At 44.4% G+C, this 22,368-nt stretch carries 21 protein-coding genes; 15 read left to right on the top strand and 6 right to left on the bottom strand.

Annotated elements, in window-relative coordinates; all coding sequences use genetic code 11:
* The first annotated feature begins 68 nt into the window (after window positions 1–68).
* From fabB to HKI82_RS09360, 3 genes are all read left to right on the top strand, one after another.
* Window positions 69–1,280, top strand: a complete 1,212-nt coding sequence (gene fabB / locus HKI82_RS09370; protein ID WP_102940836.1) for a beta-ketoacyl-ACP synthase I — start codon at window positions 69–71, stop codon at window positions 1,278–1,280.
* A 295-nt stretch (window positions 1,281–1,575) separates the two neighbouring features.
* On the top strand, window positions 1,576–2,721 hold the full coding sequence (locus HKI82_RS09365; protein ID WP_171137840.1) for a 4-phosphoerythronate dehydrogenase: 1,146 nt from the start codon (window positions 1,576–1,578) through the stop codon (window positions 2,719–2,721).
* Window positions 2,705–3,718, top strand: a complete 1,014-nt coding sequence (locus HKI82_RS09360; RefSeq protein WP_112403866.1) for an aspartate-semialdehyde dehydrogenase — start codon at window positions 2,705–2,707, stop codon at window positions 3,716–3,718. The genes HKI82_RS09365 and HKI82_RS09360 overlap by 17 nt, the downstream gene beginning before the upstream one ends.
* A gap of 115 nt (window positions 3,719–3,833) precedes the next feature.
* On the opposite strand, the gene fcrX is transcribed toward HKI82_RS09360, so the two are convergent.
* Window positions 3,834–4,283, bottom strand: a complete 450-nt coding sequence (fcrX, locus tag HKI82_RS09355; RefSeq protein WP_042483943.1) for a ferric iron uptake transcriptional regulator FcrX — start codon at window positions 4,281–4,283, stop codon at window positions 3,834–3,836.
* 256 nt (window positions 4,284–4,539) lie between these two features.
* On the opposite strand from fcrX, the gene HKI82_RS09350 reads away from it, so the two are divergent.
* Entirely contained in the window at window positions 4,540–5,052 is a 513-nt protein-coding gene (locus tag HKI82_RS09350) for a DUF4442 domain-containing protein (protein WP_171137839.1), read from the top strand.
* Window positions 5,053–5,155: 103 nt separating this feature from the next.
* On the opposite strand, the gene fldA is transcribed toward HKI82_RS09350, so the two are convergent.
* The 3 genes from fldA to HKI82_RS09335 form a co-directional block, all read right to left on the bottom strand.
* Window positions 5,156–5,683, bottom strand: a complete 528-nt coding sequence (gene fldA / locus HKI82_RS09345; protein ID WP_042483937.1) for a flavodoxin FldA — start codon at window positions 5,681–5,683, stop codon at window positions 5,156–5,158.
* A 56-nt stretch (window positions 5,684–5,739) separates the two neighbouring features.
* On the bottom strand, window positions 5,740–5,961 hold the full coding sequence (locus HKI82_RS09340; RefSeq protein ID WP_039424790.1) for a DUF2788 domain-containing protein: 222 nt from the start codon (window positions 5,959–5,961) through the stop codon (window positions 5,740–5,742).
* A 116-nt stretch (window positions 5,962–6,077) separates the two neighbouring features.
* Entirely contained in the window at window positions 6,078–6,842 is a 765-nt protein-coding gene (locus HKI82_RS09335; protein ID WP_102940832.1) for an alpha/beta fold hydrolase, read from the bottom strand.
* 92 nt (window positions 6,843–6,934) lie between these two features.
* Here HKI82_RS09335 and seqA point away from each other — a divergent pair, with 92 nt between their 5' ends.
* Entirely contained in the window at window positions 6,935–7,504 is a 570-nt protein-coding gene (gene seqA, locus HKI82_RS09330) for a replication initiation negative regulator SeqA (RefSeq protein WP_102940831.1), read from the top strand.
* Between the two features lie 158 nt (window positions 7,505–7,662).
* The gene (gene pgm, locus HKI82_RS09325) at window positions 7,663–9,309 is read left to right on the top strand and encodes a phosphoglucomutase (alpha-D-glucose-1,6-bisphosphate-dependent) (RefSeq protein WP_102940830.1); all 1,647 of its coding nucleotides are present in this window, start codon (window positions 7,663–7,665) and stop codon (window positions 9,307–9,309) included.
* A 73-nt stretch (window positions 9,310–9,382) separates the two neighbouring features.
* On the opposite strand, the gene HKI82_RS09320 is transcribed toward pgm, so the two are convergent.
* Window positions 9,383–10,144, bottom strand: a complete 762-nt coding sequence (locus HKI82_RS09320) for a DUF1853 family protein (protein WP_102940829.1) — start codon at window positions 10,142–10,144, stop codon at window positions 9,383–9,385.
* Window positions 10,145–10,224: 80 nt separating this feature from the next.
* On the opposite strand from HKI82_RS09320, the gene HKI82_RS09315 reads away from it, so the two are divergent.
* A complete protein-coding gene (locus HKI82_RS09315) occupies window positions 10,225–10,983 on the top strand; it encodes a Nif3-like dinuclear metal center hexameric protein (protein WP_171137838.1) in 759 nt (252 codons plus the stop codon).
* A 66-nt stretch (window positions 10,984–11,049) separates the two neighbouring features.
* On the opposite strand, the gene HKI82_RS09310 is transcribed toward HKI82_RS09315, so the two are convergent.
* Window positions 11,050–12,339, bottom strand: a complete 1,290-nt coding sequence (locus tag HKI82_RS09310; RefSeq protein WP_102940827.1) for a citrate synthase — start codon at window positions 12,337–12,339, stop codon at window positions 11,050–11,052.
* A 394-nt stretch (window positions 12,340–12,733) separates the two neighbouring features.
* Here HKI82_RS09310 and sdhC point away from each other — a divergent pair, with 394 nt between their 5' ends.
* From sdhC to sucD, 8 genes are all read left to right on the top strand, one after another.
* Window positions 12,734–13,126, top strand: coding sequence for a succinate dehydrogenase cytochrome b556 subunit (gene sdhC / locus HKI82_RS09305; RefSeq protein ID WP_042483914.1), 393 nt, complete (start codon window positions 12,734–12,736; stop codon window positions 13,124–13,126).
* Entirely contained in the window at window positions 13,120–13,464 is a 345-nt protein-coding gene (sdhD, locus tag HKI82_RS09300) for a succinate dehydrogenase, hydrophobic membrane anchor protein (RefSeq protein ID WP_042483912.1), read from the top strand. Before sdhC ends, sdhD begins: the two co-directional genes overlap by 7 nt.
* Window positions 13,465–15,231, top strand: coding sequence for a succinate dehydrogenase flavoprotein subunit (gene sdhA / locus HKI82_RS09295; RefSeq protein ID WP_102940826.1), 1,767 nt, complete (start codon window positions 13,465–13,467; stop codon window positions 15,229–15,231).
* Window positions 15,232–15,245: 14 nt separating this feature from the next.
* Window positions 15,246–15,956 carry a succinate dehydrogenase iron-sulfur subunit gene (locus HKI82_RS09290; RefSeq protein ID WP_102940825.1) on the top strand — a complete coding sequence of 237 codons (711 nt, stop codon included), beginning with the start codon at window positions 15,246–15,248 and terminating at the stop codon, window positions 15,954–15,956.
* Between the two features lie 89 nt (window positions 15,957–16,045).
* Window positions 16,046–18,856 (top strand): 2-oxoglutarate dehydrogenase E1 component, encoded by a 2,811-nt coding sequence (sucA, locus tag HKI82_RS09285; protein ID WP_102940824.1) that lies wholly within the window; start codon window positions 16,046–16,048, stop codon window positions 18,854–18,856.
* Window positions 18,857–18,884: 28 nt separating this feature from the next.
* Window positions 18,885–20,093, top strand: a complete 1,209-nt coding sequence (gene odhB / locus HKI82_RS09280) for a 2-oxoglutarate dehydrogenase complex dihydrolipoyllysine-residue succinyltransferase (protein ID WP_102940823.1) — start codon at window positions 18,885–18,887, stop codon at window positions 20,091–20,093.
* 191 nt (window positions 20,094–20,284) lie between these two features.
* Window positions 20,285–21,451, top strand: a complete 1,167-nt coding sequence (gene sucC, locus HKI82_RS09275; protein ID WP_102940822.1) for an ADP-forming succinate--CoA ligase subunit beta — start codon at window positions 20,285–20,287, stop codon at window positions 21,449–21,451.
* A complete protein-coding gene (sucD, locus tag HKI82_RS09270) occupies window positions 21,451–22,323 on the top strand; it encodes a succinate--CoA ligase subunit alpha (protein ID WP_102940821.1) in 873 nt (290 codons plus the stop codon). The genes sucC and sucD overlap by 1 nt, the downstream gene beginning before the upstream one ends.
* The last annotated feature ends 45 nt before the right edge of the window (window positions 22,324–22,368 follow it).

Genomic DNA, 22,368 nt, shown 5'->3' with positions numbered 1-22,368 from the left:
AAAGCTGACCACTTTTGAAGTCCATCTTCGTTATCATTTAACGAATTATTGAATAATAGGAATGTCACATGAAACGAGTCGTAATCACCGGTATGGGTATTGTTTCAAGTATCGGTAACAACGTCGAAGAAGTTTTATCGTCTCTTAAAGCTGGCAAATCAGGCATCACAGGCTCTGAGCAATTTAAAGAGCAAGGCCTTCGCTCACAAGTTTGGGGTAACTTGAAGATGAACCCTGCTGACCATATTGATCGCAAACAGATGCGCTTTATGGGTGATGCGGCGGCATTTGCTTACCTATCAATGGAACAAGCAATCGCTGATGCTGGTCTGACTGACGAGCAAGTTTCTAATGATCGCACAGGTATCGTTGCAGGTTCTGGTGGTGCATCATCACTGAACCAAGTGATCGCTGTTGATACTCTACGTGAGAAAGGCGTGAAGCGTATTGGTCCATACATGGTACCGCGCACAATGTCTTCAACGGTTTCTGCATGTTTGGCAACGCCATTCAAAATCCGTGGTGTGAACTACTCAATCAGTTCTGCATGTGCAACTTCGGCACACTGTATTGGTCACGCTATGGAGCTTATCCAACTGGGTAAACAAGACATCGTATTTGCAGGTGGTGGTGAAGAGCTAGATTGGTCATTGACTATGATGTTCGATGCAATGGGCGCACTATCTACTAAATACAATGATTCACCAGACAAAGCGTCTCGTACTTATGACGCAGACCGCGACGGTTTCGTTATCTCTGGTGGCGGCGGTATGGTTGTTATCGAAGAACTTGAGCATGCGCTTGCTCGTGGCGCGAAAATCTACGGCGAGATCGTAGGTTACGGTGCGACTTCTGACGGCTATGACATGGTTGCGCCATCAGGCGAAGGTGCTGTGCGTTGTATGAAGATGGCAATGCAAGGTATCGACAAAGTGGATTACGTTAACACTCACGGTACATCAACACCTGTTGGTGACGTGAAAGAACTTGGTGCTATCCAAGAAGTGTTCGGCGGCAACAGCCCAGCAATTTCTGCAACGAAAGCAATGACAGGTCATGCTCTAGGTGCAGCGGGTGTACACGAAGCGATTTACTCAACTCTAATGCTACACCACGGCTTCATCGCGCCAAGCATTAACATCGATAACCTAGACGAAGCAGCAGCTGGTCTGGATATCGTAAGTGAAATGCGTGAGCAAGAGTTGACAACAGTTATGTCAAACAGCTTTGGATTCGGTGGCACTAACGCCACTCTAGTAATCAAGAAGTACGAAGCTTAAGAGACCAAGGATACCGTAAGGTAATACCAATTGGAGTAATGACTTACTTAGATTGGTATTTTGGTTTCCAGAACCGATCAGTTTGACTGATCAAACAGACGCTGACTTTGTCCCATGGAGAGCGGGACAAGATCCTTTTGTTCTGGATATTGCCCAGTGGCTATCATTGCCACTGGGTATTTTTATTTTTGGGGCTTAAGCCTATTATCCTCGACACCTTCCGCTCTTTTTTGCACAATGCCTGCTATAGAAGGGAAACAGGCCCCTATGGTTAAAATCAGGGTTAAATTCTGCAATGAAAATCTTAATCGATGAAAATATGCCTTACGCTGAAGAGCTATTCAGCCAATTGGGCGAAGTGTTCCTTAAACCCGGTCGTACTCTAACTGCCGACGATTTAGTCGATGTAGATGCGCTGATGATTCGCTCAGTAACTAAAGTTGATGAAGCGTTATTGAGTAAAGCTAATAAACTCCGATTTGTCGGTACGGCAACAGCCGGTATGGACCATGTCGATCAAGCATTACTTGAACAGCGTGATATTTTCTTTACCGCTGCGCCGGGCTGTAACAAGGTTGGCGTTGCTGAATACGTTGTTAGCGTGCTGATGGTTTTATCGCAGCAACATGGCTTTTCAATTTTTGAAAAGACAGTTGGTATTATCGGGGCAGGGCAAGTGGGTACTTACCTCTCTGAATGTTTAACTGGTATGGGTATTAACGTTCTGCTGAACGATCCACCGAAACAGGCAGAAGGAGACACTCGCGAGTTTACACCGCTTGAAGAGTTATTAAGTCAAGCAGATGTCATCACGCTGCATACACCAATCACCACTGATGGTGAATGGCCGACCCATCATCTGATTAATGAACAAGTACTTGAGAGCCTGAGAAGCGATCAAATTCTGATTAACGCTGCTCGTGGTCCAATCGTCGATAATGCAGCGCTGAAAGCTCGTTTGCAAAAGAAAGACGGCTTTATTGCAGCTCTAGACGTGTTTGAGTTTGAACCACAAGTGGATATGGAACTGTTACCACTGTTAGCGTTTGCTACGCCACACGTAGCAGGCTATGGCTTAGAAGGTAAAGCGCGCGGAACAACAATGATTTTTAATAGTTATTGTGAGTACATTGAATCAAGCGCTTTTGCTAACCCTTCAACTTTATTGCCAATCGCACCTATTCCTAAAGTCATACTGGAGCGCGCTTGGGATGAAGCAACATTATTTAATTTGATTCAACTCGTCTACGATGTAAGAAAAGACGATGCGCAGTTCCGTCGTGAAATCGGTCAGCCGGGTGCGTTTGACTTAATGCGTAAGAATTACTGGGACAGACGCGAATACAGCGCGATCACGCTTGTTGGTGATGAGCTGTCCAACTTAGCACCGCTTGAAAAATTAGGTTTTAGAATTGAGGTAACCAATGAGCCAGCAATTTAATGTAGCAATCTTCGGCGCAACAGGCGCAGTCGGTGAAACAATGTTAGAAGTTCTCAAGGAGCGTAAGTTTCCAGTTGATGAACTGTTCTTGTTGGCGAGTGAGCGTAGCGAAGGCAAAACTTACCGTTTTAACGGTAAAACGATTGAAGTTCAGAATGTAGAAAACTTCGATTGGTCCCAAGCACATATTGCGCTGTTCTCGGCAGGTGGTGACCTATCTGCAAAATGGGCACCGATTGCTGCGGATGCCGGTGTGGTGGTTATCGATAATACCTCACAATTCCGTTACGACTACGATGTGCCGCTGGTTGTGCCAGAGGTTAACCCTGAAGCGATTGCTGAGTTCCGCAACCGCAACATCATTGCTAACCCGAACTGTTCAACCATCCAGATGCTGGTGGCATTAAAACCGATTTATGATGCTGTAGGTATCGAGCGCATCAACGTTTCTACCTATCAGTCGGTTTCTGGAGCAGGTAAAGCGGGTATTGATGAGCTTGCAGGTCAAACGGCAAAACTTCTTAATGGTGTACCAGCTGATAACAATGCATTCAGCCAACAAATCGCGTTTAACTGTATTCCGCAAATCGATGTGTTTATGGATAACGGTTACACTAAAGAAGAGATGAAGATGGTGTGGGAAACCCAAAAAATCTTCAACGATCCTTCAATCATGGTTAACCCGACTTGTGTTCGTGTGCCTGTGTTTTACGGCCATGCAGAAGCGGTTCATATTGAAACCAGTTCACCGATTGATGCAAGCCAAGTGATTGAGCTTCTGAAACAAACGGAAGGTGTTCGTGTATTTGAAGGGAATGATTTCCCGACTCAAGTACGTGATGCTGGTGGTATTGATGAGGTGCTGGTTGGCCGTATCCGTAACGACATCAGTCACCACAGCGGTATTAACCTATGGGTTGTTGCTGATAACGTACGTAAAGGCGCAGCAACCAACGCGGTGCAAATTGCAGAAGTATTGGTTCGCGATTATTTCTAAGCGTTGTTAGCTCTGAAAATAGTAAAGGGAGTGTTTAAACACTCCCTTTACTATATAAAAAAGCCGAGTGCAATAATCACTCGGCTTCTTAAATTAGAGATGCAGACAAACGTAATTATTTTTTCAGTTTGTGTGCGTCTGGGTTTTCTTTACAAGTACCATCACCACATTTTCCGTACAAGTACAAGCTGTGGTTGGTTAATTGAACATTGTATTGCTGTGCAATCTCTCTTTGACGCTGCTCAATCACTTCATCAGAAAATTCAATTACTTCACCACAATCTAGACATACAAGGTGGTCGTGATGGTGTTGAGTTGATAATTCAAATACTGACTTGCCGCCTTCAAAATGATGGCGAGTAACGATACCTGCATCATCAAATTGGTTTAGAACTCGGTAAACCGTAGCAAGACCGATCTCTTCGCCAAGATCAATTAGCTTTTTGTAGAGCTCTTCAGCACTAATATGTTGGCACTCAGGCTGTTGTAAAACTTCTAAAATCTTTAGCCTTGGTAGGGTTACCTTAAGACCAGCATCTTTTAGCGCTTGGTTATTGTCTGACATATATCTTCCCGTTGATGATCTGCAGTAAATAACAGAATTCAATGTTGCTCAACATTATAGGTTACTCGCACTGAACAATAAACCACGAAGTTCAGAGGGTTACTAGTGTTTTCTCTTAAAGTCGTGCTATGTCACTGATAAAAGTGATTAGACCAGTTACAATTATTTAACATTATTTCTGCTTTTTATTGGCGCCGTATGCGAGTCCTTTGCGGGTGCAGGCGCAAAGCAATCTAGAGTCTAAGGCACGGATAGCATGAATAGAATACTCTCGAAGCTATATAAACCTAATATTGTGAAGTATGCATTGAATAGTTGGCCTCCGTTTTGGGGAGCCGGCATCAAAATAGAATCGATTAGTGCGGATTTTCGCGAAGCCAAAATGCGTTTGAAACTACGCTGGTGGAACAAAAATGCTAATCGAAGCCAATATGGGGGCAGCATTTTTTCGTTAACCGATCCCGTTTATTCTCTGATGTTAATGGGCATTCTAGGAGAGCAGTATTACGTTTGGGATAAAGAGGCGAGTATCAACTTTATAAAGCCCGGACATTCAGATCTGTTTGCGGAATTTAGGATTACTGACGAGCAATTAAATTCGATTTTAAATATGACCGCGACAGGGGATAAGTGTTTTCCTGAATTCATTATTCACGTCAAGAATGCACGTGGTGAAGTCGTCTCTGAAGTGCACCGTAAATTGTACGTACGTAAGAAACCTAAATATCGCGAAGGCGATGATGAAACCTGTACCGAGTCGGTGAATTAACTCTGAGACTATCAACTTGGGACAAGTTGATTTGCGCATGAGTCATTTTTGATGGATAAAAATAAGCCCCTGCAATGCAAGGGCTTATTTTCAATAGAAACAATTAGTCTTCTAGTTCAGCAAGACACATTTCTTCATAAACTTGTTGTACCCACTTAGTAACGCGCTCTTCTGTCAATTCAGGTTGGCGGTCTTCATCGATACATAAACCTACAAAGTGGTTTTCATCAACAAGAGCTTTAGACGCTTCAAACTCGTAGCCTTCTGTTGACCAGTTACCTACGATAGTTGCACCTTTTGCTTCAACGATGTCACGTACTGTACCCATCGCATCACAGAAGTATTCTGCGTAATCTTCTTGGTCACCACAGCCGAAAATTGCAACCAGCTTAGTAGAGAAGTCAATGGCTTCTAGTTCTGGGAAAAAGTCATCCCAGTCACATTGAGCTTCACCGTAATACCAAGTAGGGATACCTAGAAGTAAAAGATCGAAGTTATCGATGTCCTCTTTGCTGCTTTTCGCAATATCTTGAACATGAACCAGATTTTTACCGAGTTGTTTTTGAATCATCTTTGCAATCGCTTCGGTGTTACCTGTATCGCTACCAAAGAAGATACCTACACTTGCCATAGAGCCTTTACCTTTAAATTGTTATGGGTTGCGGGGAAATCGACGTGTTGGGGGAATTAACCCAAACCAGTGCCTTCCCAACTGAGTTGGATAAGACCTTTTGCGATAAAGCCTGCACAACCTAAAAATAGAACTAACCAAACAATACGACGGCCAAAAACTGGCACATTACCTTGTTTCAATACATCTTTAATCGCCATACCGATTAAGAAAAAGATAGATGCAAAAAGCAAGTCTAGCCCTATAGATTCGAGCATATTCATGTAGTCGTACAGCATGGGTATCCTTTATGCCAATTTGCTTGCGCGCACTATACCACTGTTATTAAGCAAAGTTAATGGATGCAACATTACCGAATTCACACTTAGTTGGCTTAATGGTTATAAATTGCTCTTTAGTCAATAAACTTACGAATGGCGCGTAATACTTCTGCTGGCTTTTCTGCATGTAACCAGTGCCCTGTGTTCGCGATGACATGTGCTTTTGCCTGCTTAAACTGCGCTTGTATTTGAGGTTGATGCTCAGCGGTTAGATAGTCTGAGTTACCACCTTTAATAAACAGGGTTGGTACATCACAAGGGGCAATAGGTTCCCAGCCGATGATATTCCAGTAGTTCTGTTTTATGCTTGGCACATTGAAACGCCAAGTCATGTGATCATCTTGCTTGGTAAGCGATTTGCCCAAGAACTGGCGAACTCCGTCTTCTTCAATGTGCTGGGCTAATAGCTCCATGACTTCACCGCGTGAAGTGGGTTTGTTTTCCAGTACGGAATCTAACCCTGCGATGACTGCATCATGTTTACGCTTGGTGTATTTGACCGGAGACATATCAAGCACCACGAGTTTCTCTAGCCTCGAAGCATCAATATCAGCCAGCTTCATCGCAACTTTGCCACCCATCGAGTGACCAATCACAATCGTTTTTTCAATGTTAAGTGACTCAAGAAGCTGCTTTACATCATTAGCCATCACTGCATAGTCATGTTCGTCACTATGAAAGGATTGACCATGGTTGCGCAGGTCAATACTCAGTACTTGGTGATCGGTTTTTAAATCACGTGCGAGTAAACCTAAATTGTCTAAGTTGCCAAATAAGCCGTGGATCAAAACAACGGTGTGACCCTCACCTTCGAGTTTATAATTTAGAAGTGCTGACATTTTATCTTATTAGTGATTGGTTTAACGTAGAGTCTCGGCAAAGATCTCGCTATAATCCCTCAGAGTTTAAACATTGAGATTGTGAAAAGCGAATGAAAACAATAGAGGTTGATGAGGATCTATACCGCTACATCGCGGGTCAAACCCTTCATATCGGTGAGAGCGCGTCTGATATTTTGCGCCGTCTGTTGGATGTAAATAACAAGAGTACATCTTCTGCAAAGCCAGAAGCTCCTGTTATGGCTGCTGAACCGAAAGGTATCCCTGTTCAACAAGGCATCATTGTAAGTAAAGATGCCGTGCAAGAAACCAAAGTGGATAGCGTAAAAGAAATGCGCACTTTACTGATTTCTGATGAGTTTGCGGGATTAAAGAAAGCAGTCGACCGTTTTATGTTGGTGCTGTCGACACTTTACCGTATTGATTCGGCTAGTTTCTCTGACGCTATGTCAGTTAAAGGCCGTAAACGCGTGTATTTTGCCGATAACGAACAGACCTTATTGGCTAATGGTCAAACAACAAAGCCAAAAGCGATTCCTAACACGCCATTTTGGGTTATCACTAACAACAACACCAGCCGTAAACAGCAGATGGTTGAGCAAGTGATGACGCTGATGAATTTCCCAGCGGACATTATCGAGAAAGTAACCAACGCTATCTAGTACGAACGTTAACTAACAAGAGAACGTTCACTAAAGAGAAAGCGCGATCTAAATCTCGAACTGAAAAACAAAAAAGTCTGATTCAAACCTCATAATGCACAATACAAAGTTCGTATTATGAGGTTTTATTTTGTCTAAATTTTAGAAAGGATGTCATTATGGCTATGCACCCGCGTGCTGGGCAGAAAGCGCAACAAGAAGATTTACATAACATTCCTGCGTTAGTCGCAAACTACTTCCTACTCCAACCTGATCCAAGTAACTCTGCACATAAAGTAGAATTCGGTACTTCAGGTCACCGCGGCACAGCGGATAAATCTACCTTCAACGAAAATCATATTTTGGCGATTGCTCAGGCTGTGGTTGAAGTGCGTGCAGCACAAGGTACAAAAGGTCCTCTATTTGTTGGTAAAGATACCCATGCTCTTTCTGAACCTGCATTCAGCTCTGTCGTTGAAGTTTTGATTGCAAATGGTGTCGAAGTGATTGTGCAAGAGAACAACGGCTACACACCAACTCCGGGTATTTCTCATGCGATCCTGACTTACAACTTAAAGCATGACGCGAAAGCAGACGGTATTGTGATCACACCGTCTCACAACCCACCTCAGGATGGTGGTATCAAATATAACCCGACTCACGGTGGTCCTGCGGAAGGTCAGTTAACCAAAGCGATTGAAGATCGTGCTAACGAGATCATTGCTAACAATATGCAAGACGTAAAACGAGTTGCGATTAGCGAGGCAAAACAATCGCCGCTGTTCAAACAAGTGGATTTGGTGAAGCCTTATATTGATGACTTGGTTAACGTTATCGATATGGAAGCGATTCAAAAAGCGAACCTGAAAATTGGTGTTGATCCATTGGGCGGAAGCGGTATTGATTACTGGCGCCAAATTGGTAAAGCATACAACCTAGATTTGACGCTAGTGAGCGAAGCAATTGACCCAACTTTCCAGTTTATGTCCTTAGATAAAGACGGTGTGGTTCGTATGGACTGTTCATCACCTTATGCGATGGCTGGTTTGCTTGCACTTAAAGATGAGTATGATCTGGCATTTGGTAATGACCCAGATTACGACCGTCATGGTATCGTTACTCCAAAAGGTTTAATGAATCCAAACCATTTCTTAGCAGTATGTATCGATTACCTATACCGCCATCGTGACGGTTGGGGCAAAGAAGTTGCTGTAGGTAAAACACTGGTATCCAGCGCGATTATCGATAAGGTTGTTGCGGATCTTGGTCGTGAACTGTGCGAAGTGCCTGTTGGCTTCAAATGGTTTGTTGATGGCTTATACAACGGCAAATTTGGCTTTGGTGGCGAAGAAAGCGCAGGTGCTTCTTTCCTACGTAAAGATGGCACGCCTTGGTCAACAGATAAAGACGGCATCATCTTGTGCTTATTAGCGGCTGAAATTACCGCGGTAACTGGTAAGAATCCTCAGCAGTATTACGATGAGTTGGCAGCTAAACACGGTGAATCTCGCTACAACCGTATTCAAGCGGTTGCTAATGGTCCACAGAAAGACGTGTTAAGTAAGCTCTCTGCTGAAATGGTGGCTGCGCAAACATTGGCTGGTGACCCAATTACGGCTCGCCTTACTCATGCTCCTGGCAATGGCGCAGCAATCGGTGGTTTGAAAGTAACGACTGATTTTGGCTGGTTCGCGGCTCGTCCTTCTGGTACTGAAGATATCTATAAAATTTACTGTGAAAGCTTCAAAGGCGCTGAGCACTTAGCTCAGATCGAGAAAGAAGCTCAAGAAATCGTAAATCAGGTGTTTAAAGCCGCTGGTTTATAGTTTCTGTTGCGTAAATTAAAAATGAAGAGAGGCGACTAGGTCGCCTCTCTTTTTACATTTGAGATAGTAATAATTAGATGGTTTGCTCTTGCGCTGGCCATGTTTCTGGCAATATGAACCAGAATACGCCCGATTCAGATTGGCAGTGCACAAAACCTTCTTGCGGTGCTGAGTAGCGTTGAGAGGCTTCATTTCTTCCTGTTAGCCACTGAGCTTTATCCAACAGATAGAGTGGCTCTTTAATCAAGTGTGCTTGTGATTGATAACACCAACGGCCTTGTACTTGTTCGTCGTTGATAGAGAATCCTAAACACTCATCTGGAACGGGTTCGGGAGTAAATGGGTTGATGTACAACCTGCCTTGCATCAGAAGGTGCTGCGAAGCGTTCGACCATAGAGGATGCTTTAATGAAAACTGTTCGCTGCTGGAAAGGGGTAACTGATGGTTGAGCATATGAGACAGTTTCAGATCGAGTCTGTCTTCGGCATTCGGGCCATACCAAAGACCTTGATGAAGCAAATAGAATTTTACTGCAACTTCCCAGTGCTCAAATTGTTCGGTTTTGCGGTTTTTTAGAATGAAATCAACAGAACCTAATGTTTTACCTTCATGAACAAGCTGAATTTCTTCCGCAATAGCGCTGTAAGTAGGGGTGGATTTGAAAAGCTCAGAGCACAGGTGTTGATATAAAAATCCAAGTCTCTGATTGCCTTGATATGCTGTCCATTTTCGTTGTACAGGCTTGGAAAACGGTGCCTTGCTTGCAATAGGTGGTGAAGCTTTAAATATCGATGGGGTGTTTGTTACCCAATCAATTAACGGTTTTAAGTCCATATAGTTACCCGAGCATATTTCGACAATTTATTCTGAAATTGTTATAACCTCGTCATACCCATTAAGCAATGGAATTTGAGATGAATAATTTACAGTTTGAAGCGTTATTGAACGCGACTCTCTCTCCGCAATTAATTAAAGATTATTGCCCCAATGGTCTTCAAGTTGAAGGCCGAAAAGAAATCAAAAAAATTGTCACAGGTGTGACGGCATCCAAAGCTCTCATTGAAGAGGCAATAAAGATGAATGCGGATGCGATTTTGGTTCACCACGGCTACTTTTGGAAAGGTGAAAACGAGGCGATTCGTGGCATGAAAGGCGAACGCATACGCCAATTGATAAAGAATGACATCAACTTATTCGCTTATCATTTACCTTTAGATATTCACCCTGAACTGGGCAACAACACTCAGCTTGCTCAGCTATTAGATATTGAAGTTGAAGGTGGACTGGAAGGCCATCTACAATCTGTGGCAATGTTTGGTCGGCTTGAGAAAGAAATGACGGGAGCCGAATTAGCGCAACGTATCGCTACTGTGCTAAATCGCGAGCCATTACATATTGAACCGGAACTGGCGGACAAAAAAATTCTGCAGGTAGGGTGGTGTACTGGTGGTGGTCAGGATTTTATTGAGTTAGCGGCTTCGCAGGGGATGGATGCTTTTATTTCTGGTGAGATTTCCGAAAGAACCACTTATTCGGCGAGAGAGCTCAACATTCACTATTTTGCCGCGGGCCATCATGCAACTGAACGTTACGGCATCAAAGCGTTGGGTGAGTGGTTAGCTGAACAACATGGATTTGATGTAACCTTTATCGATATTGATAATCCAGTCTAGTCGGTAAACGAAATAAAAAGAGCGAGATAATATCTCGCTCTTTTTTTAGTACGTATAAATACGGAGTTATTCGCGCTCGTGTAGAGGCTCGAAGTCACGCATTTTAAGACCAGTATAAAGCTGACGTGGGCGACCGATACGGTTTTGAGGATCGCTGTGCATTTCGTTCCAGTGAGCAATCCAACCGATAGTACGAGACATCGCAAAGATTACTGTGAACATCGATACTGGGATACCAATCGCTTTCAGAATGATACCTGAGTAGAAATCTACGTTCGGGTACAGTTTCTTCTCAATGAAGTACTCATCTGACAGGGCAATACGCTCAAGCTCCATCGCCACATCCAGTAGTGGATCTTTGATGTTAAGCTCTTTAAGCACGTCGTGACATGCTTCACGCATAACCGTAGCACGAGGGTCATAGTTTTTGTAAACACGGTGACCGAAGCCCATTAGGCGGAACGGGTCATCTTTATCCTTAGCACGCTCAACGTATTCAGGAATCTTGTCTACAGAACCGATCTCTTCAAGCATACGTAGACATGCTTCGTTAGCACCACCGTGAGCAGGACCCCAAAGAGATGCGATACCTGCTGCAATACATGCGAACGGGTTAGCACCAGAAGAACCAGCTAGACGCACTGTTGAAGTTGATGCGTTTTGCTCATGGTCTGCGTGAAGGGTAAAGATTTTATCCATCGCGCGAGCAACCACAGGGTTTACGTCATACTCTTCACATGGTGTTGCGAACATCATGTGCAGGAAGTTTTCTGCATAGCCAAGATCATTACGTGGGTAAATGAATGGTTGACCTACAGAGTACTTGTAACACATTGCTGCCAATGTTGGCATTTTAGACAGTAGACGGTATGCCGCGATTTCGCGGTGTTGGTCATTATTGATGTCTAAAGAGTCATGGTAGAAGGCTGCCAGTGCACCAACTACACCACACATAACGGCCATTGGGTGAGCATCACGACGGAAGCCGTGGAAGAAGCTTGCGATTTGCTCATGTACCATTGTGTGACGAGTTACAATTTTCTTGAACTCTTCGTATTTTTCACGAGTAGGGGCTTCACCGTAAAGAAGGATGTAACACACTTCTAAATAGTCGGCGTTATTGGCTAATTGATCGATAGGGTAACCGCGGTGTAGAAGAACACCTTTGTCGCCGTCGATGTAAGTGATTTGAGATTCACAGGATGCAGTGGCAAGAAAACCCGGGTCAAATGTAAAGTAGCCATTCGCTCCAAGTTTGCGAACATCGATTACTTGTGGGCCGATACTCCCGTCCATAATCGGCAGTTCAATTGGCGCTTTACCTTCAATATGAAGGGTCGCTTTCTTATCTGCCATAACAATCTCCTTTGTTTATTATTTAATCCGTCCAGGATGTTTTGTGTGCCTTTTTTTACGTCTGATCCACATCAAAGTCAATTTTCTTCATCTGATGTGTGCACTTTCTTTGATTTTTTATACATATAAAGTTAAAAATCTGTTCTATGTAGCAAAAATTGTTACATCAATTGTATTAGAATGTTGCCAGCCGTATATTGGCGCAGTTAATTTTGGTGGAAACCTTATAAATTCAAGGCTAGAAACAATTAGGATGAGAGGTTTTTATTCTGGTTGTTAACAATTTATTTACAATTTAAGTGCTAGATATAGCGGTTATTTGTTAAGTAGATGTTAAGTTTTATGGCTTTGCCACCAAAAAACATTCATAACTATAAATGCTCAATGGAGCTGAGTGAGCAAGCCCGTGAAAGAAAGAAAGTCAAGACCTGTTAATTTAGATTTACAGACCATTAGCTTTCCGATTAGCGCAATCGCATCAATCCTTCACCGTGTGTCTGGGGTTATTACGTTTGTCGCAGTCGGTATACTGCTTTGGTTACTATCCTTATCATTATCTTCGCCACAAGGCTTCATGGATGCGAGTCATCTTGTAGGTGGTTTTTTTGCCAAGTTTATTCTTTGGGGAATTTTAACCGCTTTGGCCTACCACATTGCTGGTGGTATTCGTCATTTACTGATGGATCTTGGTCATTTCGAGGAGCTTGAATCTGGAGCAATGAGTGCGAAAGTTGCTTTCGGTGCAACAGCCGTTCTATCTGTATTGGCGGGGATCTTGGTATGGTAAAAAACGTTTCTTCATTCGGTCGCAATGGAGTTCATGATTTCTTACTAATTCGCTCTACAGCGATCATCATGACTCTTTATACGATCTACCTTGTGAGTTTCTGCGCTTTCACAGATATCTCATATGCCTCATGGACGTCCTTCTTTGGAGGTACGTTTACAAAAGTCTTCACAATGTTGGCGTTAGTTTCAGTACTTATCCACGGCTGGATTGGCTTATGGCAAGTACTAACTGACTACGTAAAGTGTTCTAAACTTCGTGGCGGTCTTCAATTAGTCGTCATTGCAATTCTGTTTGGATACTTCTTCTCTGGCCTGTTTGTTTTGTGGGGTGCGTAAGTGACTATTCCTGTTCGTGAGTTTGATGCCGTAGTAATCGGCGCTGGTGGTGCTGGCATGCGTGCAGCACTGCAAATTTCTGAGCAAGGCCTATCATGTGCTTTGCTATCTAAAGTATTCCCAACTCGTTCACACACAGTATCTGCTCAAGGTGGTATTACCGTTGCTCTTGGTAACTCTCACAAAGATAACTGGCAGTGGCACATGTACGATACGGTAAAAGGTTCTGATTATATCGGTGACCAAAACGCTATCGAATATATGTGTAAGAACGGTCCTGAATCTGTTATCGAACTTGAGCGCATGGGTCTTCCATTCTCTCGTTTTGAAGATGGTTCAATCTATCAACGTCCGTTTGGTGGTCAATCTAAAGAGTTTGGTGGCGAACAGGCTGCTCGTACAGCTGCTGCAGCTGACCGTACTGGTCACGCGCTACTGCACACTCTTTACCAACAAAACATCAAGCATAAGACTACGATTTTCTCTGAGTGGTACGCACTGGATTTAGTGAAGAACCAAGATGGTGCCATCTTAGGTTGTACTGCTCTATGTATGGAAACCGGTGAGATTTGTTACTTCAAATCGAAAGCAACTATCCTTGCGACCGGTGGTGCAGGCCGTATTTATGCTTCTACTACTAACGCTCACATCAACACGGGTGATGGCGTAGGTATGGCACTACGTGCTGGTGTTCCTATGCAAGACATGGAGATGTGGCAGTTCCACCCAACCGGTATTGCAGGTGCGGGTGTATTGGTAACGGAAGGTTGTCGTGGTGAAGGTGGTTACCTTCTAAATAAAGACGGCGAACGTTTCATGGAACGTTATGCACCAAACGCGAAAGACCTTGCTGGTCGTGACGTTGTTGCTCGTTCAATGATGATTGAAATTCGTGAAGGTCGTGGTTGTGATGGTCCTTGGGGTCCACACATCAAGCTGAAACTGGATCACCTCGGTAGAGACGTTCTTGAATCTCGTCTACCGGGTATCTGTGAACTTTCTCGTACCTTTGCGCACGTTGACCCAGTAAAAGAACCAATTCCAGTTATTCCAACCTGTCACTACATGATGGGTGGTGTACCAACTCAGGTTTCTGGTCAGGCAATTAAGCAAGATGCTTCTGGTAAGGATATGGAAGTTCAAGGCTTGTTTGCTTGTGGTGAGATCGCATCTGTATCTGTTCACGGTGCAAACCGTCTAGGTGGTAACTCACTGCTTGACCTCGTGGTATTCGGCCGTGCAACTGGTCTTCACTTAGGTGAAACTCTTGCGGCGCAAGCAGAAGCACGTCCAGCAACTGAATCGGATATCGAAGCCTCTCTAGCGCGTACTATGCGTTGGGAAAACAGCAAAGGCGGCGAAGACCCATTCCAAATCCGTAAAGACCTACAACGTTGTATGCAAAACAGTTTCTCGGTATTCCGTGAAGGTGATGCAATGGCACAAGGTCTAGAAGAGCTGAAAGTGATTCGCGAGCGTCTGAAAAATGCTCATCTTTCAGACAAGTCTTCTGAGTTCAACACTCAACGTATTGAGTGTCTAGAGCTGGATAACCTTATGGAAACAGCATTCTCAACGGCTGTGGCGGCGAACTACCGTACAGAAAGCCGTGGCGCACATGCTCGCTTCGATTTCCCAGACCGTGATGATGCTAACTGGCTATGTCACTCTATCTACAACCCAGAGACGGAACAGATGAGCAAGCGTGATGTAAACATGACGCCTGTACATCGTGAAGCGTTCCCTCCAAAAATCCGTACATACTAAGGGAGGATTAACCAATGAAATTGAACTTCTCTTTGTATCGTTACAATCCGGATGTAGACAACAAGCCGTATATGAAAGACTATGTGCTTGAGGTTGAAGATGGCTCGGATATGATGGTTCTAGATGCACTAATTTTGCTGAAAGAACAAGATCCTACAATCGCTTTCCGTCGTTCATGTCGTGAAGGTGTTTGTGGTTCCGATGGTTTAAACATGAATGGTAAAAACGGTCTGGCCTGTATCACGCCTTTATCCGCTCTGAAAGGCGGTAAGATTGTGATTCGTCCACTACCTGGTTTGCCAGTTGTTCGTGACTTGATCGTTGATATGACCCAGTTCTATGACAACTACGCAAAAGTAAAACCGTTCCTGATCTCTGAAGGTGATTTACCACCTTCACGTGAAAACTTACAGTCTCCTGAAGAGCGCGCGCATTTAGATGGTTTGTACGAATGTATCATGTGTGCATGTTGTACAACTTCATGTCCTTCGTTCTGGTGGAACCCTGATAAGTTTATTGGTCCTGCAGGTCTTTTAGCTGCTTATCGCTGGTTAATTGATAGCCGTGACACAGCGACAGATGAACGCTTATCTAATCTTGATGATGCATTTAGCGTTTTTCGTTGCCATGGCATCATGAATTGTGTAAGTGTCTGTCCTAAAGGGTTAAATCCGACGAAAGCAATCGGCCACATTAAATCGATGCTGATTAATCGTTCTGTTTAAACAGTCACAAGATTGCAGGCCTTAGGGCCTGCCTTTGTAGCTCGGCGTAGACCGAAGCAAACGTGAAACCTACTAGTTAAGGGAAAATAATGCACAACGGCGTGATGAAGGCATGGCTCGAGTCTTCACACTTGGCTGGCGCCAATGCAACTTATGTAGAAGATATCTACGAACTGTATCTAAGTGATCCCGATCTGGTAAGTGAGGAGTGGAAACGTGTTTTTGATGGCCTGCCTGCGCAGCCTGAAAATGTGGTTGAACAACCGCATTCACGTGTCCGTGATTACTTCCGACGACTCGCTCAAGAGACAAAGCATTACAATGTCCAAGTTAGTGACCCCGAAGTCGATGCAAAACAAGTAAAAGTATTACAGCTTATCAATGCTTACCGTTTCCGCGGGCATGAAGCTGCTAAACTTGACCCCCTAAATTTGTGGAAACGCCCACCAGTGGCGGAATTGGATCCTGCATTCCACAATCTTACCGAAGATGATATGGAAGAAACCTTTAACGTTGGTTCTTTTGCCGTTGGCACAGAAACCATGAAGTTAAAGGATATCTACAAATCTCTAGAACAAACTTATTGTGGTTCTATCGGTGCTGAATACATGCACATGACAGATACTGAGCAAAAGCGTTGGATCCAACAACGTCTGGAATCAGTGGTTGGTCAGCCATCTTTCACTCTTGAAGAGAAAAACACTTTCCTTGATGAATTAACCGCAGCGGAAGGCCTTGAGCGCTACTTAGGCGCAAAATTCCCAGGCGCGAAACGATTCTCACTGGAAGGTGGTGATGCATTAATTCCAATGACTAAAGAACTGATCCGTCATGCTGGTAAGAACGGTATGCGTGAAGTGGTTATTGGTATGGCGCACCGTGGTCGCTTGAATATGCTTGTTAACGTTTTGGGTAAAAAACCTCAAGACTTGTTTGATGAGTTTGCTGGCAAGCACGACGAAACATGGGGTACAGGTGACGTTAAATATCACCAAGGTTTCTCAGCGGATTTCGCAACTCCAGGTGGCGATGTTCACTTAGCACTGGCGTTTAACCCTTCTCACCTTGAGATTGTAAACCCAGTAGTTATGGGCTCTGTACGCGCACGTCAAGATCGTCTAGGCGATGAAGATGGCAGCAAAGTACTTCCTATTACTATTCACGGTGACTCTGCGGTTGCAGGTCAGGGTGTTGTTGCTGAAACATTTAACATGTCACAGGCTCGTGGTTACTGTGTTGGTGGTACGGTTCGTATCGTGGTGAACAACCAAGTTGGTTTCACGACTTCAAACCCTCGCGACACGCGTTCAACTATGTACTGTACTGACATCGCGAAAATGGTTCAGGCGCCAATCTTCCACGTTAACTCTGATGATCCAGAAGCGGTTGCGTTCGTAACACGCATTGCTCTTGATTACCGTAATGAGTTCAAACGTGATGTTGTGATTGACCTTGTTTGTTATCGCCGTCACGGGCACAACGAAGCTGATGAGCCAAATGCAACTCAGCCTTTGATGTACCAAAAAATCAAAAAACACCCAACACCACGTAAGCTATACGCTGATGTGCTGATCGATCGTAAAGAATGCGATATTGAGACAGCCACTCAATTAGTGAATGAATATCGTGATGCATTGGATCGTGGTGAAGTCGTCGTTAAAGAATGGCGACCAATGGCAATGCACTCAGTAGACTGGTCTCCGTACTTGGGTCATGACTGGAATATTGATTGGGATAGCCAAATTGATCTTGAGCGCCTAAAAGAACTTGCTTCACGTACTTGCGCACATCCTGAAAGTCATAAACTTCAAAGTCGTGTAGAGAAAATCTACAACGACCGTAAAGCTATGATTACCGGTGAGAAAATGCTTGACTGGGGTATGGCAGAAACATTGGCTTATGCAACTTTGGTTGATAACGGTAAGCGAATTCGTATCTCTGGTCAGGATTCTGGTCGTGGTACTTTCTTCCACCGTCATTCGGTTCTACACAACCAAACTGACGCGAGCACGTATATTCCTCTAGCGAATATTCATGACAACCAAGGTCCATTCGAAGTTTTGGACTCAGTATTGTCTGAAGAAGCGGTATTGGCGTTTGAATATGGTTATGCGACAGCAGAACCGGGCGGTTTAACGATTTGGGAAGCACAGTTTGGCGACTTCGCGAACGGTGCTCAGGTTGTTATCGACCAGTTCATCTCTTCTGGTGAACAGAAGTGGGCTCGTCTATGTGGTTTGACTATGTTGTTGCCTCACGGCTACGAAGGTCAAGGCCCAGAGCACTCGTCTGCACGTCTAGAACGTTACCTGCAGTTGTGTGCAGAGCAAAACATGCAAGTTATCGTACCGTCTACACCAGCACAGGTGTACCACATGCTGCGTCGTCAGGTTATACGTAAGATGCGTCGTCCGCTCATTGTTATGTCACCAAAATCTCTGCTTCGTCATCCTCTATGTGTGTCAAGCATGGAAGAGCTAGCGCAAGGTACATTCTTGCCAGCTATCGGTGAAATTGATGATTTGAACCCTGCTAACGTTAAACGCGTTGTATTCTGTTCAGGTAAAGTTTACTACGACTTGTTAGAGCAACGTCGTAGCAATGAACAAGATGATGTTGCTATCGTTCGTATTGAGCAGCTTTACCCATTCCCTATGGAAGAAGTACAAGCGGCTATCGAACAATACACTAACGCTGTTGATTATGTATGGTGTCAGGAAGAGCCTCAAAACCAAGGCGCTTGGTACTGTAGTCAACACAATTTCCGTGCGGCGATCCCAGCAGGCGCCGATTTGAAATATGCAGGCCGTCCTGCTTCTGCATCACCAGCAGTAGGCTATATGTCGGTACACTTGAAGCAGCAGAAAGCGTTAGTTGATGACGCTCTGAACATAGCTTAAGAACTAGAAGTAAAAGGAAGACACAGATATGACAATTGAAATTCTGGTTCCAGACTTACCTGAATCAGTAGCGGACGCAACTGTCGCGACATGGCACAAGAAACCGGGCGACATGGTTGCTCGTGACGAAGTCATTGTTGAAATCGAAACTGATAAAGTTGTTTTAGAAGTACCAGCTCCGGAAGAAGGTGTACTAGAAGCGATTCTTGAAGAAGAAGGTGCAACCGTTCTTTCTAAACAACTACTTGCACGCCTAACTCCTGGAGTTGTTGCAGGCGAACCAACTAAAGACTCTGCGGATTCAAGCGAAGCTTCTCCAGACAAACGTCACAAAGCGACGTTGACTGAAGAAACGAACGATGCGCTAAGCCCAGCAGTTCGTCGTCTGCTTGCAGAACACAACCTAGAAGCGAGTGACGTGAAAGGTTCTGGTGTAGGCGGTCGTATTACTCGTGAAGATATCGAAGCGCACCTAGCATCGAACAAAGCAGCACCAGCACCAGTTGCTGAAGCAGCAGCGCCAGCAGCTGTTGCAGCTCGTAGCGAAAAACGCGTACCTATGACTCGCCTTCGTAAACGTATTGCAGAGCGTCTGCTTGAAGCGAAGAACAGCACTGCAATGTTGACGACATTCAACGAAGTCAACATGAAGCCTATTATGGATCTTCGTGCGCAGTATCAAGACCAGTTTGAGAAGCGCCACGGCATTCGTCTTGGTTTTATGTCTTTCTATGTGAAAGCCGTAACAGAAGCTCTAAAACGTTACCCAGAAGTGAATGCTTCATTGGATGGCGACGATATCGTTTACCACAACTTCTTTGATATCAGCATCGCGGTATCAACACCTCGCGGCTTGGTGACGCCAGTGCTTAAAGATGCGGATACTCTTGGCTTTGCTCAAGTGGAAAAAGGTATCAAAGAACTTGCACTTAAAGGTCGTGACGGTAAGTTGACGGTAGAAGAACTAGTGGGCGGTAACTTCACTATCACTAACGGTGGTGTATTTGGCTCGCTAATGTCTACGCCAATCATCAACCCACCACAAGCAGCAATCTTGGGTATGCATAAGATTCAAGATCGCGCGATGGTAGTGGACGGTAAGATTGAAATTTTACCTATGATGTACCTAGCACTATCTTACGATCACCGTTTAATCGATGGCCGTGAGTCAGTAGGCTTCCTAGTAACCGTTAAGGAACTACTAGAAGACCCTGCACGTCTGCTATTAGACATTTAATATCGCTAAAACGTCTAGTTACCCTTGGGTAACTAGACGCCCATAGCGCCCAAGGCTAGACTGCCCAACATCTGGCCTTCATATAAGTTTCAACGACTTATTTGTAAAGCCCTACGAACGCAAACGCAGCCAAGACTGTAGCGTTATGGAAATAATAATTCCTTCAAAGGAAGAACAAACGGAATATCAAAATGAATTTGCATGAATACCAAGCAAAACAGCTGTTTGCAGAATTTGGATTGCCTGTACCCGAAGGTTATGCATGTGATACGCCACAAGAAGCTTTCGAAGCTGCTGGCCGTATCAGTACAGCAAAAAAAGTCGTTAAGTGTCAGGTTCACGCAGGCGGCCGCGGTAAAGCGGGCGGTGTAGAACTTCACGACACTAAAGAAGGCGTTAAAGAGTTCGCTCAAAAGTGGCTAGGTAAAAACCTAGTAACTTACCAAACAGACGCAAACGGTCAGCCTGTTGCTAAGATTCTGGTTGAAGAAGCGTCAAACATCGCAAATGAGCTGTACCTAGGTGCAGTGGTTGACCGTGCTACACGTAAAATTGTGTTCATGGCGTCAACGGAAGGTGGTGTAGAAATTGAAAAAGTTGCTGAAGAGACTCCAGAGTTAATTCACAAAGCCGCAATTGATCCACTTGTAGGCCCACAAGCTTACCAAGGTCGCGAACTTGCGTTCAAACTAGGCCTTACTGGTGACCAAATTAAACAATTCGTTAAGATCTTTATGGGTCTTGGCCAAATGTTCTCTCAGTACGACCTAGCTCTACTAGAGATCAACCCGCTTGTGATTACTGGTGAAGGCAACCTATTGTGCCTAGACGGTAAAATCAACATCGACTCAAACGCTATGTACCGTCAGCCTAAACTGCGTGAAATGCACGATCCTTCACAAGAAGACGAGCGTGAAGCACATGCAGCTCAGTGGGAACTGAACTACGTAGCTCTAGACGGTAACGTTGGCTGTATGGTTAACGGCGCTGGTCTGGCAATGGGTACAATGGACATTGTTAACCTACACGGTGGCAAACCTGCAAACTTCCTAGATGTAGGTGGTGGTGCAACGAAAGAGCGTGTAGCTGAAGCATTCAAGATCATCCTATCTGATGACAATGTAAAAGCCGTTCTAGTAAACATCTTTGGTGGTATAGTACGCTGTGACATGATCGCAGAAGGTATTATTGGAGCAGTGAAAGAAGTTGGCGTAAACGTTCCGGTTGTTGTTCGTCTAGAAGGTACGAACGCGGAACTTGGTCGTGAAGTTCTTGCAAGTTCTGGTCTTGATATCATTGCAGCTGAGTCACTAACTGACGCAGCTCAAAAAGTTGTTGCTGCTGCGGAGGGCAAATAATGTCTGTACTTATTAACAAAGATACTAAAGTGATCTGCCAAGGTTTTACTGGCGGTCAAGGTACTTTCCACTCTGAGCAAGCGATCGCTTACGGCACGCAAATGGTTGGTGGTGTTTCTCCAGGTAAAGGTGGTCAAACTCACCTAGGTCTACCTGTGTTCAACACTGTACGTGAAGCAGTAGAAGCAACAGGCGCTACAGCGACGGTTATCTACGTACCAGCAGCATTCTGTAAAGATGCAATTCTAGAAGCTATTGATGCGGGTATTCAGCTAATCGTAACGATCACTGAAGGCATCCCAACCATCGATATGATCGATGTGAAAGTGAAGCTGGAAGAAACTGGCGTACGTATGATTGGTCCTAACTGTCCGGGTGTTATTACGCCAGACGAATGTAAGATCGGTATCATGCCTGGCCATATTCATAAGAAAGGTAAAGTAGGTATTGTATCTCGTTCTGGTACTCTGACTTATGAAGCGGTTAAACAGACTACTGATGAAGGTTTCGGCCAGTCTACGTGTGTTGGTATCGGTGGTGACCCAATTCCGGGTTCAAACTTTATCGATATTCTAAAACTGTTCCAAGAAGACCCAGAGACTGAAGCAATCGTAATGATTGGTGAAATCGGTGGTACAGCGGAAGAAGACGCAGCAGCGTTCATCAAAGAAAACGTGACTAAGCCTGTTGTTTCTTACATCGCGGGTGTTACTGCTCCTCCAGGTAAACGTATGGGCCACGCGGGCGCAATCATCTCTGGTGGTAAAGGTACAGCGGAAGAAAAATTTGCTGCACTTGAATCTGCTGGCGTGAAAACGGTTAAGAGCCTAGCGGACATCGGTAAAGCTCTGCGCGAAGTTACCGGTTGGTAATTTCATCCTAGATATAGAAAACCCAAGCTCAGGCTTGGGTTTTTT

It is taken from the genome of Vibrio plantisponsor (assembly GCF_013041605.1).
Classification (GTDB): Bacteria; Pseudomonadota; Gammaproteobacteria; order Enterobacterales; family Vibrionaceae; genus Vibrio; species Vibrio plantisponsor.
This window is presented reverse-complemented; position numbering and strand designations above follow the sequence as displayed.

Bases quoted from the DNA above. Each gene is read 5' to 3' on its own strand.
- fabB (WP_102940836.1), top strand. From the start codon at position 69: ATGAAACGAGTCGTAATCACCGGTATGGGTATTGTTTCAAGTATCGGT.
- HKI82_RS09365 (WP_171137840.1), top strand. From the start codon at position 1,576: ATGAAAATCTTAATCGATGAAAATATGCCTTACGCTGAAGAGCTATTC.
- HKI82_RS09360 (WP_112403866.1), top strand. From the start codon at position 2,705: ATGAGCCAGCAATTTAATGTAGCAATCTTCGGCGCAACAGGCGCAGTC.
- fcrX (WP_042483943.1), bottom strand. From the start codon at position 4,283: ATGTCAGACAATAACCAAGCGCTAAAAGATGCTGGTCTTAAGGTAACC.
- HKI82_RS09350 (WP_171137839.1), top strand. From the start codon at position 4,540: ATGAATAGAATACTCTCGAAGCTATATAAACCTAATATTGTGAAGTAT.
- fldA (WP_042483937.1), bottom strand. From the start codon at position 5,683: ATGGCAAGTGTAGGTATCTTCTTTGGTAGCGATACAGGTAACACCGAA.
- HKI82_RS09340 (WP_039424790.1), bottom strand. From the start codon at position 5,961: ATGCTGTACGACTACATGAATATGCTCGAATCTATAGGGCTAGACTTG.
- HKI82_RS09335 (WP_102940832.1), bottom strand. From the start codon at position 6,842: ATGTCAGCACTTCTAAATTATAAACTCGAAGGTGAGGGTCACACCGTT.
- seqA (WP_102940831.1), top strand. From the start codon at position 6,935: ATGAAAACAATAGAGGTTGATGAGGATCTATACCGCTACATCGCGGGT.
- pgm (WP_102940830.1), top strand. From the start codon at position 7,663: ATGGCTATGCACCCGCGTGCTGGGCAGAAAGCGCAACAAGAAGATTTA.
- HKI82_RS09320 (WP_102940829.1), bottom strand. From the start codon at position 10,144: ATGGACTTAAAACCGTTAATTGATTGGGTAACAAACACCCCATCGATA.
- HKI82_RS09315 (WP_171137838.1), top strand. From the start codon at position 10,225: ATGAATAATTTACAGTTTGAAGCGTTATTGAACGCGACTCTCTCTCCG.
- HKI82_RS09310 (WP_102940827.1), bottom strand. From the start codon at position 12,339: ATGGCAGATAAGAAAGCGACCCTTCATATTGAAGGTAAAGCGCCAATT.
- sdhD (WP_042483912.1), top strand. From the start codon at position 13,120: ATGGTAAAAAACGTTTCTTCATTCGGTCGCAATGGAGTTCATGATTTC.
- HKI82_RS09290 (WP_102940825.1), top strand. From the start codon at position 15,246: ATGAAATTGAACTTCTCTTTGTATCGTTACAATCCGGATGTAGACAAC.
- sucA (WP_102940824.1), top strand. From the start codon at position 16,046: ATGCACAACGGCGTGATGAAGGCATGGCTCGAGTCTTCACACTTGGCT.
- odhB (WP_102940823.1), top strand. From the start codon at position 18,885: ATGACAATTGAAATTCTGGTTCCAGACTTACCTGAATCAGTAGCGGAC.
- sucC (WP_102940822.1), top strand. From the start codon at position 20,285: ATGAATTTGCATGAATACCAAGCAAAACAGCTGTTTGCAGAATTTGGA.
- sucD (WP_102940821.1), top strand. From the start codon at position 21,451: ATGTCTGTACTTATTAACAAAGATACTAAAGTGATCTGCCAAGGTTTT.